Below are 13830 nucleotides of genomic sequence, written 5' to 3'. Positions count from 1 at the left end.
GCAAAGCCTGGAGGGTTTTTTTCGCCCTGTGCAAAGCCGCGAATCAATCAGTCATAAATAATCTTCTGATAGACAGGCATTTGCTTGGCGCTGTGCTTGATGCGTCGCACTGAGTTGCCGGTGATGAGTTGCCCACCGAGAAGAAGATTGCCACAAGGCGATCGCGGTTCGAAAAGCTGCTGCCTCAAGACCCTTATCGCTTCTGCGCCCAATTCATCGCGGGGTACGTGAAGCGTGGTGAGCGGTATATCGTTGATGTCCGCCAGGTTGAACCCGTCCATGCTCATCACTGAAACATCCTGGGGAACCCTCAAGCCAGCATTCTGGAGCGCTTTAACGGCCCCGGCTGCCATGAAGTCACCCCCGGCCAGGATGGCAGTCGGTCGGTCGTCAGGTGCGCAGTTTTCCATGAAGGCCGCTACCCGCGCTTCGGATTCAGCACTGCCGAAACCCTCGGCAACCAATAGGTGTTTGGCTTCGATAAATTCGAGATTTTGCTCCTTCCATGCCTCACGAATTCCACGTATCCGCAGATCCATCGTGTAGCGCCTGAGACATTGTAGAGTCAGCACATTTCGGTGCCCCATCTGAAACAGATAATTGATCGAATAATGACCGATTAAAAAGTGGTCGGGCGATATCGAGGGCAGGCGCATGCTGCGATCGATGCAGTTGATCAGTACCGTCGGCTTGCTGAGATCGGCCGCCAGTTGGTGTATGTGGGGATCATCGATGCCAATCAGGATCGCCGCGCCGGTGTCCTTCTGATTCATCTTTTCCAAAAACAACAATGCGTCGCTATCGACCTCTTCAAGCTCGCAGTAGCGGACTCGTACATCATGTTGCGCGACCGCCTGTGTAATGCCCTGGATAACTTTGTAGTAAAAAATATCCGAGCGTACGTTGAAGGCCCGCGAGGGCGCGAAGATGGTCAGCCCGTTGAGCAGGAAACGACCATTGGCGAGGCCCTCCATCACGCCCTGTTGACGAGCCGCCGCCAGCACTTTTTCTCTCGTGGCCGGGCGGGTATTTGATTTGCCAGCAAGCACCCGCGACACCGTCGCGATGGACAGGCCCGTCTGTGCCGCTATTTCAGCAATGCGTAGTTTCGCCACCGCGGCTTATCCATTGAGACAATTTATGTAAAAGCTTTCATAGCAGAAAAGGGCTATCAATCCTAGCGTGCTTGGGTTTCTGCGAAGCAGTGCAAGAGCAGAATGTAAATTTATACAGGCTTGCTTCTGTACGAGTCCTGGGCAGTTGCCATAGCGTCAAGCCTCAAATAAAAACAAAACGCCGGAAAATCCGGCGACAGGCGAAGAATTGATGACTATCGATATCGAACGCAATGCTCGACTTTCGGCCAAGCTAAAATTCATCCCGCATCTGCGTTGGTGGATGCTCTCGCTGTTTTTACTCGGCGTCACCGTCAACTATATAACCCGCAATTCATTGGGCATCCTGGCGCCCGAACTAAAAACCACCTTCAGCATGTCGACTGAACAGTACTCATGGGTGGTCGCCTCGTTTCAACTTGCCTATACCGTTTTCCAGCCCATCTGCGGGTGGCTGATCGATGCGATCGGGCTCAAGCTCGGCTTCGTGATATGCGCCATCGTATGGTCAGTGATGTGCCTTCTCCATGCCGGGGCAGCGAGTTGGGTGCATCTGGCGATTCTGCGTTTTTTCATGGGCGCTTCGGAGGCAGCGGCTACGCCTGCCAATGCCAAGGCGATAGGGGACTGGTTTCCAAAAAAGGAACGGCCTATCGCCGCGGGCTGGGCGGGGGTTGGTTTTTCCCTGGGGGCGATGCTCGCCCCTCCCATCATCTATCTGGCTCATGTAAGCCTGGGCTGGCAGGGCGCATTTCTGATTTCCGGGGGGATCGGCCTGATATGGGCCGCCGTCTGGGGATGGCTCTACCACGCCCCCAATATCCACCCGCGCTTGTCGCCCAATGAGTTGGAGCATATCCAACAAGACGGCGAAAAAATCGGCCAGCAAATGCCATTTTTCAAAGCGTTGAAAAAGATTGGCCGGGACAAGCGATTTTACGGTATCGCGCTTCCCGCCTTCATGGCAGAACCGGCATGGGCGGTCATGAGTTTTTGGGTGCCGCTGTATCTGGCCAACGAAAGAGGAATGGACCTCAAGCAAATCGTACTGTTTGCCTGGGTTCCGTTTCTGGCGGCGGATCTGGGCAGTATCGCCAGCGGTTATCTCTCACGCGCTTACCATCGGTTTTTCAAGTGCACCCGGGTGAACTCGATCGTCGCCAGTTCAATCACCGGCGCGTTCCTGATGTTTTCGTTAGCCGTGATGACTCAGGTGAAAGACCCCTATGTTGCGATTGCGCTTATTTCCGTCGGCGGTTTTGGCCACCAGATTATTTCCTGCATGTTAAGCGCACTGGTCGTCGAAACGTTTGATCGGGATGAGTTGGCGACCGTGAACGGAATGCGAGGTTCATGCGCCTGGATTGCCAGCTTTATTTTCTCGCTGATCATCGGTGTCAGCGTGGACAAAATAGGATTCAACCCATTGTTCATTGCGATGGGGCTCTTTGACTTTATAGGTGCATTTTTCATGATTTTGTTTATCGCCGACAGAGTGTCCAAACCTAAAGCGGTGCGGGCCCAATGAAGTCACTTAAGGTCTGGACGATGCAGGCCCAGGAAAAAGGCTACATCGAGCTCCTGGTCGAGGGCCGACATCTCTTCAGAATCTATATCCTCGAAGACGGTTTGGCGCGTGTCCTGCTCATGCGTGCAGGCGCCTTGGCATTGGATCGGACCTGGAGCATTGCGCCCCGGGAGGACGTCGCCTGGGAGGGCCGGCCCCGCGAGTCGGTAGCGGATTTCTCTTTGCCCGCGTATCGGGTCGAAGCGTTCCACGACCGGTTGGTACTGACGACTAAAAAACTGCGCATCACGGTGAATCGTCCGCTGTGGTTGCAGTGGGAATACCATGATGGCCAGGGCTGGAGGCCATTGGTCTCGGATCGGCCCACCGGTGCCTATGCGCTTGACGCTCATGGTGAAGGCCTGGAGCATTACCAGCTGCGCGGGCCTGAACATCGCTATTACGGGCTCGGCGAAAAAACCGGCGATTTGAATCGCGCCGGCAAGCGTTTTGAAATGCGTAACCTGGATGCAATGGGGTATGACGCTGCGAGCACCGACCCGCTGTACAAGCATATTCCCTTTGTCATCACGCATCAGGAACACGCCAGCTTCGGGATGTTTTATGACAACCTGAACACCAGCCTGTTTGACCTGGGTAACGAGCTGGATAACTATCACCGACCCTATCGTCGGTACAAGGCGGATGCCGGTGACCTCGACTACTGGGTCCTTGCAGGCCCGCGCATACTGGATGTGACAAAGGCGTTTGTTCGCCTGACCGGCCGCACCTTGTTCCTGCCTAAATGGAGCCTGGGCTACAGCGGCTCGACCATGCATTACACCGACGCTGAAAACGCCCAGGAACAGTTGCTGGGGTTTCTTGACCTGTGCCGTCAGCACGATATTCCCTGTGACTCTTTCCAACTGTCATCCGGGTATACCTCCATTGGCGAAAAACGCTATGTGTTCAACTGGAACCATGAAAAAGTCCCGGATCCCAAGGCGCTGGCCCAGGCCTACCGCGATGCCGGCGTCAGGCTGATTGCCAACATTAAGCCTTGTCTGCTGCAGGACCATCCGCGCTACGCCGAGGTGGCCAAGCAAAAGATGTTCATCCGCGACTCTGAACACGACACGCCGGAGCGCTCGGTGTTCTGGGACGATGAGGGCTCGCATCTGGACTTCACCAATCCGGAGGCTGTCAGTTGGTGGCAGTCAAATGTCACCTCACAGCTTTTGGAACTGGGCATCGAATGCACCTGGAACGACAACAATGAATTCGAGGTGTGGGACGGTGAGGCACGTTGCCAAGGCTTTGGGCGCGAGATAGCAATCAAACATATCCGGCCCGTCATGGCATTGTTGATGATGAGAGCGTCTTTAGAGGCACAACAGCGCTTTTCGCCATCGGAACGGCCCTACCTCATCTCACGCTCAGGGTGTGCCGGCATGCAGCGTTATGTTCAGACTTGGAGCGGTGATAACCGAACCAACTGGCAAACACTGCGCTACAACACCCGCATGGGCCTGGGCATGAGCCTGTCGGGGTTGTACAACGTGGGGCACGATGTCGGTGGGTTTTCCGGCAATAAACCGGATCCCGAGCTGTTTGTCCGTTGGGTCCAGAATGGTGTGATGCATCCGCGCTTCACCATTCACTCCTGGAACGATGATGGCACGGTCAATGAGCCCTGGATGCATCCAACGGTCACCGATGCGGTCCGTGACGCGATCAGGCTCAGATATCGGTTGATGCCTTATTTCTACACCTTACTGTGGCAAGCCAGTCACGCAGATGAGCCGATTTTGCGGCCTACGTTTCTTGACCACGAGCATGACCCTCAAACGTTCAAGGAAAACGACGAATTCGTGCTTGGGCGAGACATCCTCGTCGCCAGCGTTGTGGAGGAAGGCGCACGCGAGCGCGAGGTTTGGCTACCCCTGAATGCGACAGGATGGTGCGACTGGCATACCGGTGACTGGTACGAAGGCGGCCAGCATGTTGTCCTGGATGCGCCTTTGGAACGGTTGCCCTTGTTGGTGCGAGGGGGCGCTGCGATACCGACCGGTGAATGCCACAAGCTTAACGATCCCTCGCTTGATCGGCGTCGCGAGCTGGTGGTTTTCCCTGCACCTTCAGGCGCCTCCAGCGGTGTGTTGTTTGAAGACGACGGCATCAGTCATGACTGGAAAAATGGAAACTGCCTCGTCATCAAATGGACCCTTGAATATGGCCCGGACTTCATTGATTTGACGATCGCCAGAACGGGGGATTTTCGTCCAGCGTGGGAGCAGCTTGAGGTGTCCTTGAAGGGCGTGGATGCGAGAGCCTTGAGAATCAATGGCCGTAGCGGCTGCGATTTGAAATTGGCCGATATTCCGGAGCATCGACAACGTCATTGATTCGCTGGTAAGCCTTGCCCTCCCCAGTCCAGGAGGGCAAATCCAAAAGCTTACAAGTCCAGATCCAATAGCTCCTGCATCCTCTCGCCAATCGACTGCGTCAGCCACGTGGCATGAAACGCCATTTCCGCCACCGGGATGTCCGCTCGAAACCGAAGCGAAATCGGTTTGCCATCGGCTCCGGTGTAGCCGACATCAAAGTGATTCACGTTGGCAAAAGTGGTCAAGGTGTAGGGCTTGATGTAATGGATATCGCTGTAGGGGACGCTTTCTTCGGTGCTTTGCCGGGCAGGGCGACGCTGGGTGAAGGTGAGGCGTTGCTGGCGTTCGTCGAAGCAGAACCCAAGGACTTCGGGTCCGGATGCCAGCCAGTTGATCACGCAGACGGCCGCGAACGCACTGATGAACATGAGCGCGATAACCAGCGGTTCCATAATGATCTGCTTGTGAATCGGCGACAGGCCTTCGACTTTGAACAGCATCAGGGTAAACACTGCCAGCCAATAGACGGGCAGGGCCAGCAACATCCCCGCAGCGTAAATCATGGTGCCCAGGAATCCCGGCCTGGATACGTCGCTTGAGCAATCCCAGGTGGGCGGGTGCCGTGGCGCTGAGGTAGCGATCGGAAAGGGAGATTCGACCAGGCGCGGCGGGCGTTTGCGTTTCATGCGGCTGGCTCCTGGGAACAATACCCGGCCATTCTCGTCGTAACGACTCGCACACGCCTAGTCATTTTCGCTTGCTGTTTATGGCTGCGCCTACGCCTGGCTGTCGCTCAGGAATTGCTCGGTACTCACCACACTCGCATAAGCAAACCCCAGCGCCGACATGAACGCCGCGTGCACGTGGGCGGCCGGGACCACAACGCCGTTGAATTCCAGATCAAGGGTCGCGCAGGCATCATGGACCACCGTGACGCCGTAACCCAGGTCCGCCGCCGCCCGCACGACGCCATCGACGCACATGTGGCTCATGCTGCCGACCACCACCAGTTGTTCGATGCCGTGTTGTTCAAGGAGGGCTTGCAGTTCGGTTTCGCGAAACGAATTGACGAAGTGCTTGAGGACCACCGGTTCGTCGGCGCGGTTGAGCACCTTGGGGTGCAACTGCGCGCCTTCGGAGCCTGGGGTGAAGAAAGGCGCGTCGTCGGAGGTGAATTCGTGGCGGATGTGTACCACGCTGTTTCCGGCCTGGCGAAAGGCTTCGATCAGCCGCGCGGCGTTATCGGCGGCGGCGTCGGCACCGACCAGTGGCCATTTTCCCTGTGGGAAGTAGTCGTTCTGGATATCGACTACGATGAGCGCTTGCTTGGACATGAGGGCTTCCTCGATCAGGTTGGGTAGGGCGCCAGTATTGGCGTTTACCACCGGGTCGAGGATTGGCCGCAACGACAATAAGCGAGGGAAAACTGACAATGACGCAGCAAAGGGCAGTTGCCGAGCTTGGGGTGCTCATCTACCCCGGCGCGCAAATGGCGGCGGTGCATGGCTTGACCGATCTGTTCGCCGTGGCCCAGCGGATCGCGGCCGAGCAGGCCAGTGCACAATTGCCACGGCTGCGGGTCAGTCACTGGCAGACCGATAACGACGAGGCGCCGCGGCGGGTCTTCGACAGCGAAACCGGTCCGGTGGGCCCATTGGTTGCGTTGCTGATCCCGCCATCCATCGCCGGTTTCGATGAAGGCCTGGCGACGCCGGCGCTGATGGATTGGCTGCGTGCACAACATGCGGGCGGCACCGTGCTTGGCGGTGTGTGTGTCGGCTCGATCCTGTTGGCCGAGAGCGGCTTGCTCGACGGGCGCAGCGCCACCACTCATTGGACCTCGGCCAAGAATTTCGCTGCCCGTTACCCGAAGATCAAGCTCAACGCCGACAAACCCATCGTCGACGACGGCGATCTGATCACCACCGCCGGGCTGATGGCCTGGTCGGAACTGGGGCTACGCCTGGTGGACCGCCTGCTCGGGCCCAGCATCGCTACGCGCACGGCGCAGTTCCTGGTAATCGAACACAGCGACAGCGCGAGCCAGTGCGGCAGTAACTTCGCGCCCATCCTCGGCCATGGCGACGGGGCGATTCTCAAGGTTCAGCATTGGTTGCAAGGCAACGGCGCGGTGGAGGTTTCCCTCGGCGCAATGGCCGAACGGGCCGGACTGGAAGAGCGCACCTTCCTGCGCCGCTTCCGTGCCGCCACCGGCCTCAAGCCCACCGAATACTGCCAGCACCTGCGGGTCGGCAAGGCCCGGGAAATGCTGGAGTTCACCAACGGCACCATCGACCACATCGCTTGGACCGTCGGCTACCAGGACCCCAGCGCCTTTCGTGCGACGTTCAGGAAAATCACCGGGTTGGCGCCGAGTGATTATCGGGCGAGATTCGGAGTGAGCCCATCGAGCACTCCCAAAGCCTGACGCTGAACCTTTTTTGTGGCGAGGGAGCTTGCTCCCGCTGGGGTGCGAAGCGCCCCCCCAAAGGAACTCACCGCGGTGTGTCAGTTGATATATTGGGGCTGCTGCGCAGCCCAGCGGGAGCAAGCTCCCTCGCCACAGGTTGGAGGCTGTGACTGCAGGCTGGCATCGTGCAATTTGCGGGATGCCTGCCTTGGGTCGTGCAGAATGAAACAGGCCAGGTGCTATCAACCGCGCACAATGCGCCCGCTTGGCTGACACTCATCGCTCATCTCACCGTTGGCCTGATCTCTGCACCTTCCCTTTTCTCAAGCCATCGAGCGCAGGAAAAAGGGCACCGCATGACATCAGTCAATCGCAACAAACGGGTCGTGGCCTATTCGGTCAATCCACAAGCGCCGCGTCATGAAATCGAGACCAACCGTGCACTGGCCCAGTGGCTGGCACAGATCCTGGGATGGGAGTGCGGCGACCGTCATGATTCCCAGGCCGGTCATGATCTATACCTGTTGCCCACACAAACCCTGATCGGCCCTGAAGCCTTGATGCGCTTGAGCGTCAAGGGGCCCGAAGATGTGTGGGGAGGGTACGTCGAGCACGATTTTATCTGCACCAAGGCGATTACCCACGGTCTGTTGAATAAGGACGCCGTGGCACCCAAAGGCTGGTCGCCCCTGTTTGCCAAGCTCACCCGTGGCGCGGTGCTTGATGGTGTGACCGTCTTTTCCCTCAAGGATGCGCGCCCAGCCGCCGAACATTTGCTCTACACCGGGCCGATCCGCCTCAAGCCGATCCACGCCTGTGCCGGGCGTGGCCAACGGCTGATCAAGAGCCTGGCGCAGTTCGATGAAATCGTTGCCGATCCTGACGCCCTGGCGCTGTTTCGCGAAGGGGTGGTGCTGGAACAGCACCTCAACGAGGTCAAGACCCAGAGCGTCGGCCAGAGCTTCATCAACGGCAAGGTCATGAGCTATTGCGGCGTGCAGCACCTGACCCACGACAGCCAAGGGCTGGAGGTTTATGGCGGGTCGGACCTGCTGGTGGTGCAAGGCGGCTATATAGAGTTGCTCAGGCTCGAACTGCCCGACGATGTGCGCGAGGCGGTGCGCCTGGCACAAGTGTTCGATGACGCCGCCAACCAGGCCTACCCGAGCTTTTTTGCGTCGCGGCGCAACTACGACATCGCCCAAGGCCTGGATGCCGGCGGCCAGCCCCGTGGCGGTGTGCTGGAACAATCCTGGCGCATGGGCGGGGCCAGCAGTGCCGAGCTGGCGGCGTTGCAGGTGTTCGTCGAAGCGCCTGAAACCAGCGCGGTGCGGGTGTCCTCGGTGGAGACCTACCGCGACCAACCGCTGCCGACCGGTGCCAGGGAGGTGTATCGCGGCGCGGCGGAAAATGGTGATTTCCTACTCAAATACGTAACGGTTCAATCCTATGACGGCTAGAAGCGAAACGATCCAGATTGCAATTGATGACGAGCATATGAACGGGACCTTCCTCAGCCCCAAGTCGAAGGTCCCTGGCGTGTTGTTTGTACACGGTTGGGGCGGCAGCCAGGAACGAGACCTGGAACGGGCCAAAGGCATCGCCGGCCTCGGTTGCGTGTGCCTGACCTTCGACTTGCGCGGGCACACGGGCGGGGCGGGGATCCCCTTGTCCCGGGTCACTCGCGAGGACAACCTGCGGGATCTGTTGGCGGCATACGACCGCTTGCTCGCCCATCCGGCCTTGGATACTTCGGCGATTGCCGTGGTGGGCACCAGTTATGGCGGTTACCTGGCCTCGATCCTGACGTCGCTGCGTCCGGTGCGCTGGCTGGCCCTGCGGGTGCCGGCGCTGTACCGCGACGAGCAGTGGCACACCCCCAAGCGCGACCTGGACAAGACCGACCTGCTGGATTACCGCAGCACCCTGGTGCACGCCAGCACCAATCGCGCCTTGCAGGCATGTTCGCAGTTCACCGGTGACGTGTTGCTGGTGGAATCCGAGACCGATACCTACGTGCCCCATGCCACGATCATGAGTTATCGGGCGGCGTGCCAGCAGACCCATTCATTGACGCACCGGATCATCGACGGCGCCGACCATGCCTTGAGCGACCCCGTGTCACAACAGGCTTACACCTCGATCCTGGTGGACTGGATCACGGAAATGGTGGTGGGAGAGCGGTTGAGCATTATTCAGGCGCGGTAGGCATGTGGTGTCTGGGCGGGCCCCTTCGCGAGCAGGCTCGCTCCCACAATGGATCTGTGCGAACCCAATTTTTCGAACGCTACAAATCCCCTGTGGGAGCGAGCTTGCTCGCGATGGGGCCAGGCCAGGCAACCCATCACTTGGGCTTGAGCCCAGGCTTGACCCGCAACGCCTTGGCCTTCGCTTCGATCACCAAATACATCACCACCGTAATCAGCAACGGCAGGATGAAGTAGATCGCCCGGTAGGCAATCAACCCCGCCAGCAGGCTGCCCCGCGACACCTCGTGTTGCAACAGCGCGACGAACACCGCCTCCAACACCCCGAGCCCCGCCGGAATATGAGTGATGACCCCGGCAATGCTGCTGATCAGTAACACCCCGAGTACCACCGGGTAATCCAGTTTGCTGGGCAGCAACGTGAAGATCACCGCTGCCATCAGCGACCAGTTCAGGGCGCCCAAGGCCAGTTGCAGCACCGCCATGCGTGGCGACGGCAGGTTGATCTCCATGCCGCGCACGGTCCAGGCCCGACGCTTGGAAAACCGACAGGCCGCCAGGTACCCGGCACTTGCCAGCAATAACAGCACGCCCACGCCTTGCAGTGCAGTGCTGCTGAGTTTCCAGCCCGGCGGCATCGTCACCAGGCCGCTGCTGAACACCACGCCGGCCAGGGTCATGTAGCCGAACCAATTGGTGGCCAGGCTCAGGCCGAGGATCTTGGCGATGTTCCCGCTACTGACCCCCAGTCGCGAATACAGCCGGTAGCGCATGGCGATGCCGCCGACCCAGGCGCTGAGGTTGAGGTTGAAGGCGTAGCTGATCACCCCCACCGGCAGGATCTGTCGCCAACCGAGCTTCTGGCGGATGTAGGTGCGACCGATCAGGTCGAAGCAGGCATAGGTGATGAAACTGGTGATGGTCAGCGCGGCGGCGATGATCAAGGTGCGCACCTTGAAATCGGCCAGGGTGGCAAACACTTCGGACCAGTCGATGCGCCGGGCCAAGGCCGTGAACAGCACGATCAGCAGCAGGAAGAACGCCAGGGTCAGCGGGCGTTTCCAGCGACTCCAGCGGGATTTGGGCTTGGCCTGCTCCGGCGCATGGGCATCCCTCGGCGCGGTGTGCGCTTCAGAGTGGTTCATGGGGTTCGCTCCGGACCGCCGTTGGCGGCGAAAAAGGTTTCAGACGCGGTTTGTGAGCCGGCAACCAGCCGGCCCAGGCCGGGAAATGACGCAGAAAGTGGAACACCATGAAACCGATGGTCATGCGCCACAGCAGGCCCCGGGGTGCATGGTTTTCGGGCATGGCGGTGCAGTGTTCGCGGCTCAGGTGATCGAGGCGCTCGAACAGCTCGCGGTTGAACGCCCGGTCGCGGATCAGCACGTTGGCTTCCAGGTTCAGCGACAGGCTCAACGGGTCGAGGTTGCTCGAGCCGACGGTGCTCCAATCCTCATCCACCAGGGCGACCTTGCCGTGCAGCGGCCGCTCGCAATATTCATAGATCGTCACGCCGGCCTTGAGCAGATAGTCGTAAAGCATCCGCGCCGCGAGCTTGGCGATCATCATGTCCGGCTGCCCTTGCAGGATCAGCCGCACCTCCACCCCGCGCCGGGCGGCATTGCGGATCTCGCGAAGCAACCGGTAGCCGGGGAAAAAATAGGCATTGGCGATCACCACCCGCCGTTTGGCGCTGCGCAGCACTTGTTGGTAGACCTCTTCGATGTCGGTCTGGTGCTCGTGGTTGTCCCGGTAGACCAGGCGCACCTGGCCGTCATGGTCGCTGAACGCCAGCTCGTTGCGCCGGCTGCGGCGGCGTTGCCACCAATACTTGGCCCGGGCGGGCCGGCCGCTCTGCAGCAGCGCGAAGTGATGGATATCCACCACCGCCGGGCCTTTGACCTCCACGGAATAATCCTGCTTGGCCTCGGGGCCGAAATCCCCCAGGTGGTCGGCGGAAAAATTGATCCCGCCGATGAACGCAATCACCCCGTCTACCACCACGATCTTGCGGTGCAGGCGACGGAACCAGTTGGTGCGGATCCCCAAGTGCCGGGGCGCCGGGTCGAACATCTGCAAGCGCACCCCGGCGTCGCTCAACGATGCCAGGAACTCGGTGGTCAACTCACCGCAGCCGAAGCCGTCGAGGTTGACGGTGATCCGCACGCCGCGTCGGGCCGCATCCACCAGCAGGTCCCGCAATTCACAGCCGACCTTGTCCTCGAAGAGAATGAAGGTCTCAAGGAGGATTTCTTCCTGGGCACGGCGAATCGCCTCGAACACCCGAGGGAAATACTCCTCGCCATTTTCCAGCAGGATGACGCGGTTGTTGCCGTGCCAGCCGTATTCGATGTCGGCCAGCGCCGGGTTGCGTTCGGTCGGCGGCACCTCGATCTTTTCCACCGTCGCCTTGTTCATCGTCGCGCTCATAATTCGATCTCCACCGACAGCGGTGCGTGGTCGGAAAGGTGCGACCAGGGGCGTACATTCAATACCTTGGCGTGATGGGCCTTGAGGTTGCGCACGTAGATGCGGTCCAGGCGCAGGATCGGCAGGCGTGCCGGAAAGCTGCGGGCCGGTTTGCCCCACTGTTCGGCGAATACTTCTCGTAGGCCGCAAGGTTGGAGCAGGTCGTTGGCCTTGCCGCGCCAGTCGTTGAAGTCGCCGGCGACAATCACCGGCGCGTCGGACGGCAATTCGCTCAGGCGCTGGCAAAGCAGTTTCAATTGCTCGACGCGATGGCCTTCGCGCAAACCCAGGTGCACGCAAATGGCATGCACCTCCTGCCCTTCGCCGCCCGGCAGGCGCAGCACGCTGTGGAGCATGCCGCGGCTTTCGTGGCCGCTGATGGACACGTCGAGATTCTCGTGGCGAATGATCTGGAATTTCGACAGCAGCGCATTGCCGTGGTCGCCCGCCGGGTATACCGCATTGCGTCCGTAAGCGAACTGCGGCCAGAGGGTGTCGGCGAGGAATTCGTATTGCGGCATGCTCGGCCAGTTGCTGTAGCGCTGGGGATGGTGCTCGTGGGTGCCGTGGACTTCCTGCAGGAACACCACGTCGGCGGAGACACTGCGCACCGCTTCGCGCAGCTCCGGCAGGATGAAGCGTCGGTTCAGGGCGGTGAAACCCTTGTGGGTATTGACCGTCAGCACGGTGAAACGGCTGACCCGGTCGAGATCGTGGGGCCGTTGTTGAGTCGGCTCGTGGGTCGCTTCGCTGTGTTCTGGACGGTTCATGGCAGCACCCCTTCGGCCGGGCGCTCGCCGGGCGCGGTGGCGAGGTCCTTGTCCAGATGGAAGCGTTCCAGCAAATGACGTGCGTCGTAGGGCGCGCGGACTTTGATGTCGTTGTCGAAATAGCAGAACACTTCCCGGCTCTTGCGTGCCCGGAGTTTCTTGTCCGGGTCGATCAGGTGCGCATCGCTCGGCTGCTTGCCGTGGCTCCAGGCCTCGATCCGGTCGCCCCAGCGCTTCAACGCCTCGTCGGTGTAGCCGCTGGCGTACAGCTCCTCGGCGCCGTGCAGGCGCAGGTAGACGAAATCGCTGGTGACGTCTTCGCGATAGGGCCATTTACCGGCGGTGTCGGCGACCACCAGGGCCACGTTGTAGCGCTTGAGCAACGTGACGAAGTGCGGGTCGATAAAGCTTTCGTGGCGGATCTCCACGGCGTGGCGCAGTGGGCGTTTCTTATCCGTCTCGGTGCTGGCGTGGCCGTCCAGGCGCGGCTCGTGCTCTCGGGCCAGGGCGGCGGCGCCTTCGGTGTCGTGGGGCAGTTGCTTGAGAAAGTCCTCGAACAGCCCAGGGTCGAATTTGAAGCTGGGCGGGAACTGCCAGAGGATCGCCCCCAGTTTCTCCTTGAGCTCCAGCACCCCGGAGGCGAAAAAGTTGGCCAAAGGCTTATGGATGTCCCGAAGGCGTTTGATATGGGTGATGAAACGCGGGGCCTTGACGCTGAACACGAAGCCGGGTGGGGTCTCGGCATACCATTGGGCATACCGTTCGGGGCGTTGCAGGGCGTAGAACGATCCATTGATTTCGATACTGTTGACCGCTCGCGAGGCGAATTGCAATTCCCGTTTCTGGGTCAGCCCCTTGGGGTAGAAATCCCCCCGCCAAGGCGTGTAGCGCCAGCCGGAAATACCAATGTGGATCGCCGTCATGTATCCCTCCCGTGCCAATGACCTCGTACCGCCTGTGTCTTT

The 13830-nt window shown here is 59.8% G+C and carries 12 protein-coding genes; 5 read left to right on the top strand and 7 right to left on the bottom strand.

Translation table 11 applies throughout. The features are described 5' to 3' along the window. Positions 1 to 47: 47 nt before the first annotated feature. On the bottom strand, positions 48 to 1115 hold the full coding sequence (locus tag J3P85_RS26435) for a LacI family DNA-binding transcriptional regulator (protein ID WP_434704085.1): 1068 nt from the start codon (positions 1113 to 1115) through the stop codon (positions 48 to 50). A 211-nt stretch (positions 1116 to 1326) separates the two neighbouring features. On the opposite strand from J3P85_RS26435, the gene J3P85_RS26430 reads away from it, so the two are divergent. After that, entirely contained in the window at positions 1327 to 2643 is a 1317-nt protein-coding gene (locus tag J3P85_RS26430) for an MFS transporter (protein WP_186707724.1), read from the top strand. Then, on the top strand, positions 2640 to 5027 hold the full coding sequence (locus tag J3P85_RS26425; RefSeq protein WP_434704084.1) for a TIM-barrel domain-containing protein: 2388 nt from the start codon (positions 2640 to 2642) through the stop codon (positions 5025 to 5027). Before J3P85_RS26430 ends, J3P85_RS26425 begins: the two co-directional genes overlap by 4 nt. A gap of 50 nt (positions 5028 to 5077) precedes the next feature. Here the strand turns inward: J3P85_RS26425 and J3P85_RS26420 are convergent, their stop codons facing one another. Both J3P85_RS26420 and J3P85_RS26415 read right to left on the bottom strand, forming a co-directional pair. Beyond that, complete coding sequence (locus tag J3P85_RS26420; RefSeq protein WP_434704083.1) at positions 5078 to 5695, bottom strand: hypothetical protein; 618 nt, start codon at positions 5693 to 5695, stop codon at positions 5078 to 5080. Between the two features lie 90 nt (positions 5696 to 5785). Next, positions 5786 to 6343 (bottom strand): cysteine hydrolase family protein, encoded by a 558-nt coding sequence (locus J3P85_RS26415; RefSeq protein ID WP_434704082.1) that lies wholly within the window; start codon positions 6341 to 6343, stop codon positions 5786 to 5788. Between the two features lie 98 nt (positions 6344 to 6441). Here J3P85_RS26415 and J3P85_RS26410 point away from each other — a divergent pair, with 98 nt between their 5' ends. The 3 genes from J3P85_RS26410 (at position 6442) to J3P85_RS26400 (ending at position 9627) form a co-directional block, all read left to right on the top strand. Then, positions 6442 to 7437, top strand: a complete 996-nt coding sequence (locus tag J3P85_RS26410) for a GlxA family transcriptional regulator (protein WP_434704081.1) — start codon at positions 6442 to 6444, stop codon at positions 7435 to 7437. Positions 7438 to 7775: 338 nt separating this feature from the next. Beyond that, complete coding sequence (locus tag J3P85_RS26405; RefSeq protein WP_434704080.1) at positions 7776 to 8879, top strand: DUF3182 family protein; 1104 nt, start codon at positions 7776 to 7778, stop codon at positions 8877 to 8879. Next, entirely contained in the window at positions 8869 to 9627 is a 759-nt protein-coding gene (locus tag J3P85_RS26400) for an alpha/beta hydrolase family protein (protein WP_250962630.1), read from the top strand. The genes J3P85_RS26405 and J3P85_RS26400 overlap by 11 nt, the downstream gene beginning before the upstream one ends. A gap of 136 nt (positions 9628 to 9763) precedes the next feature. On the opposite strand, the gene J3P85_RS26395 is transcribed toward J3P85_RS26400, so the two are convergent. Genes J3P85_RS26395 through J3P85_RS26380 form a run of 4 tightly spaced genes read right to left on the bottom strand, consistent with a single transcriptional unit; the run spans position 9764 to position 13788 of the window. After that, positions 9764 to 10771, bottom strand: a complete 1008-nt coding sequence (locus J3P85_RS26395) for a lysylphosphatidylglycerol synthase domain-containing protein (RefSeq protein ID WP_207966116.1) — start codon at positions 10769 to 10771, stop codon at positions 9764 to 9766. Beyond that, positions 10758 to 12056, bottom strand: coding sequence for a cardiolipin synthase ClsB (gene clsB / locus J3P85_RS26390; RefSeq protein WP_186707707.1), 1299 nt, complete (start codon positions 12054 to 12056; stop codon positions 10758 to 10760). The genes J3P85_RS26395 and clsB overlap by 14 nt, the downstream gene beginning before the upstream one ends. Next, entirely contained in the window at positions 12053 to 12865 is an 813-nt protein-coding gene (locus tag J3P85_RS26385) for an endonuclease/exonuclease/phosphatase family protein (protein WP_186707705.1), read from the bottom strand. Before J3P85_RS26385 ends, clsB begins: the two co-directional genes overlap by 4 nt. Next, positions 12862 to 13788: a DUF72 domain-containing protein gene (locus J3P85_RS26380; protein ID WP_434704079.1), complete on the bottom strand. Its 927-nt coding sequence runs from the start codon at positions 13786 to 13788 to the stop codon at positions 12862 to 12864. Before J3P85_RS26380 ends, J3P85_RS26385 begins: the two co-directional genes overlap by 4 nt. Between the last annotated feature and the right edge of the window lie 42 nt (positions 13789 to 13830).

Origin of the sequence: Pseudomonas sp. Z1-12 (genome assembly GCF_051132015.1) — a bacterium.
Lineage (GTDB): Bacteria > Pseudomonadota > Gammaproteobacteria > Pseudomonadales > Pseudomonadaceae > Aquipseudomonas > Aquipseudomonas zanjanensis.
Note: the sequence above shows the minus strand (reverse complement) of the source record. Positions and strands in the feature narration are given on the sequence as shown.

Bases quoted from the DNA above. Each gene is read 5' to 3' on its own strand.
- J3P85_RS26405 (WP_434704080.1), top strand. From the start codon at position 7,776: ATGACATCAGTCAATCGCAACAAACGGGTCGTGGCCTATTCGGTCAAT.
- J3P85_RS26400 (WP_250962630.1), top strand. From the start codon at position 8,869: ATGACGGCTAGAAGCGAAACGATCCAGATTGCAATTGATGACGAGCAT.
- J3P85_RS26380 (WP_434704079.1), bottom strand. From the start codon at position 13,788: ATGACGGCGATCCACATTGGTATTTCCGGCTGGCGCTACACGCCTTGG.
- J3P85_RS26385 (WP_186707705.1), bottom strand. From the start codon at position 12,865: ATGAACCGTCCAGAACACAGCGAAGCGACCCACGAGCCGACTCAACAA.
- J3P85_RS26395 (WP_207966116.1), bottom strand. From the start codon at position 10,771: ATGAACCACTCTGAAGCGCACACCGCGCCGAGGGATGCCCATGCGCCG.
- J3P85_RS26430 (WP_186707724.1), top strand. From the start codon at position 1,327: ATGACTATCGATATCGAACGCAATGCTCGACTTTCGGCCAAGCTAAAA.
- clsB (WP_186707707.1), bottom strand. From the start codon at position 12,056: ATGAGCGCGACGATGAACAAGGCGACGGTGGAAAAGATCGAGGTGCCG.
- J3P85_RS26410 (WP_434704081.1), top strand. From the start codon at position 6,442: ATGACGCAGCAAAGGGCAGTTGCCGAGCTTGGGGTGCTCATCTACCCC.
- J3P85_RS26425 (WP_434704084.1), top strand. From the start codon at position 2,640: ATGAAGTCACTTAAGGTCTGGACGATGCAGGCCCAGGAAAAAGGCTAC.
- J3P85_RS26420 (WP_434704083.1), bottom strand. From the start codon at position 5,695: ATGAAACGCAAACGCCCGCCGCGCCTGGTCGAATCTCCCTTTCCGATC.
- J3P85_RS26415 (WP_434704082.1), bottom strand. From the start codon at position 6,343: ATGTCCAAGCAAGCGCTCATCGTAGTCGATATCCAGAACGACTACTTC.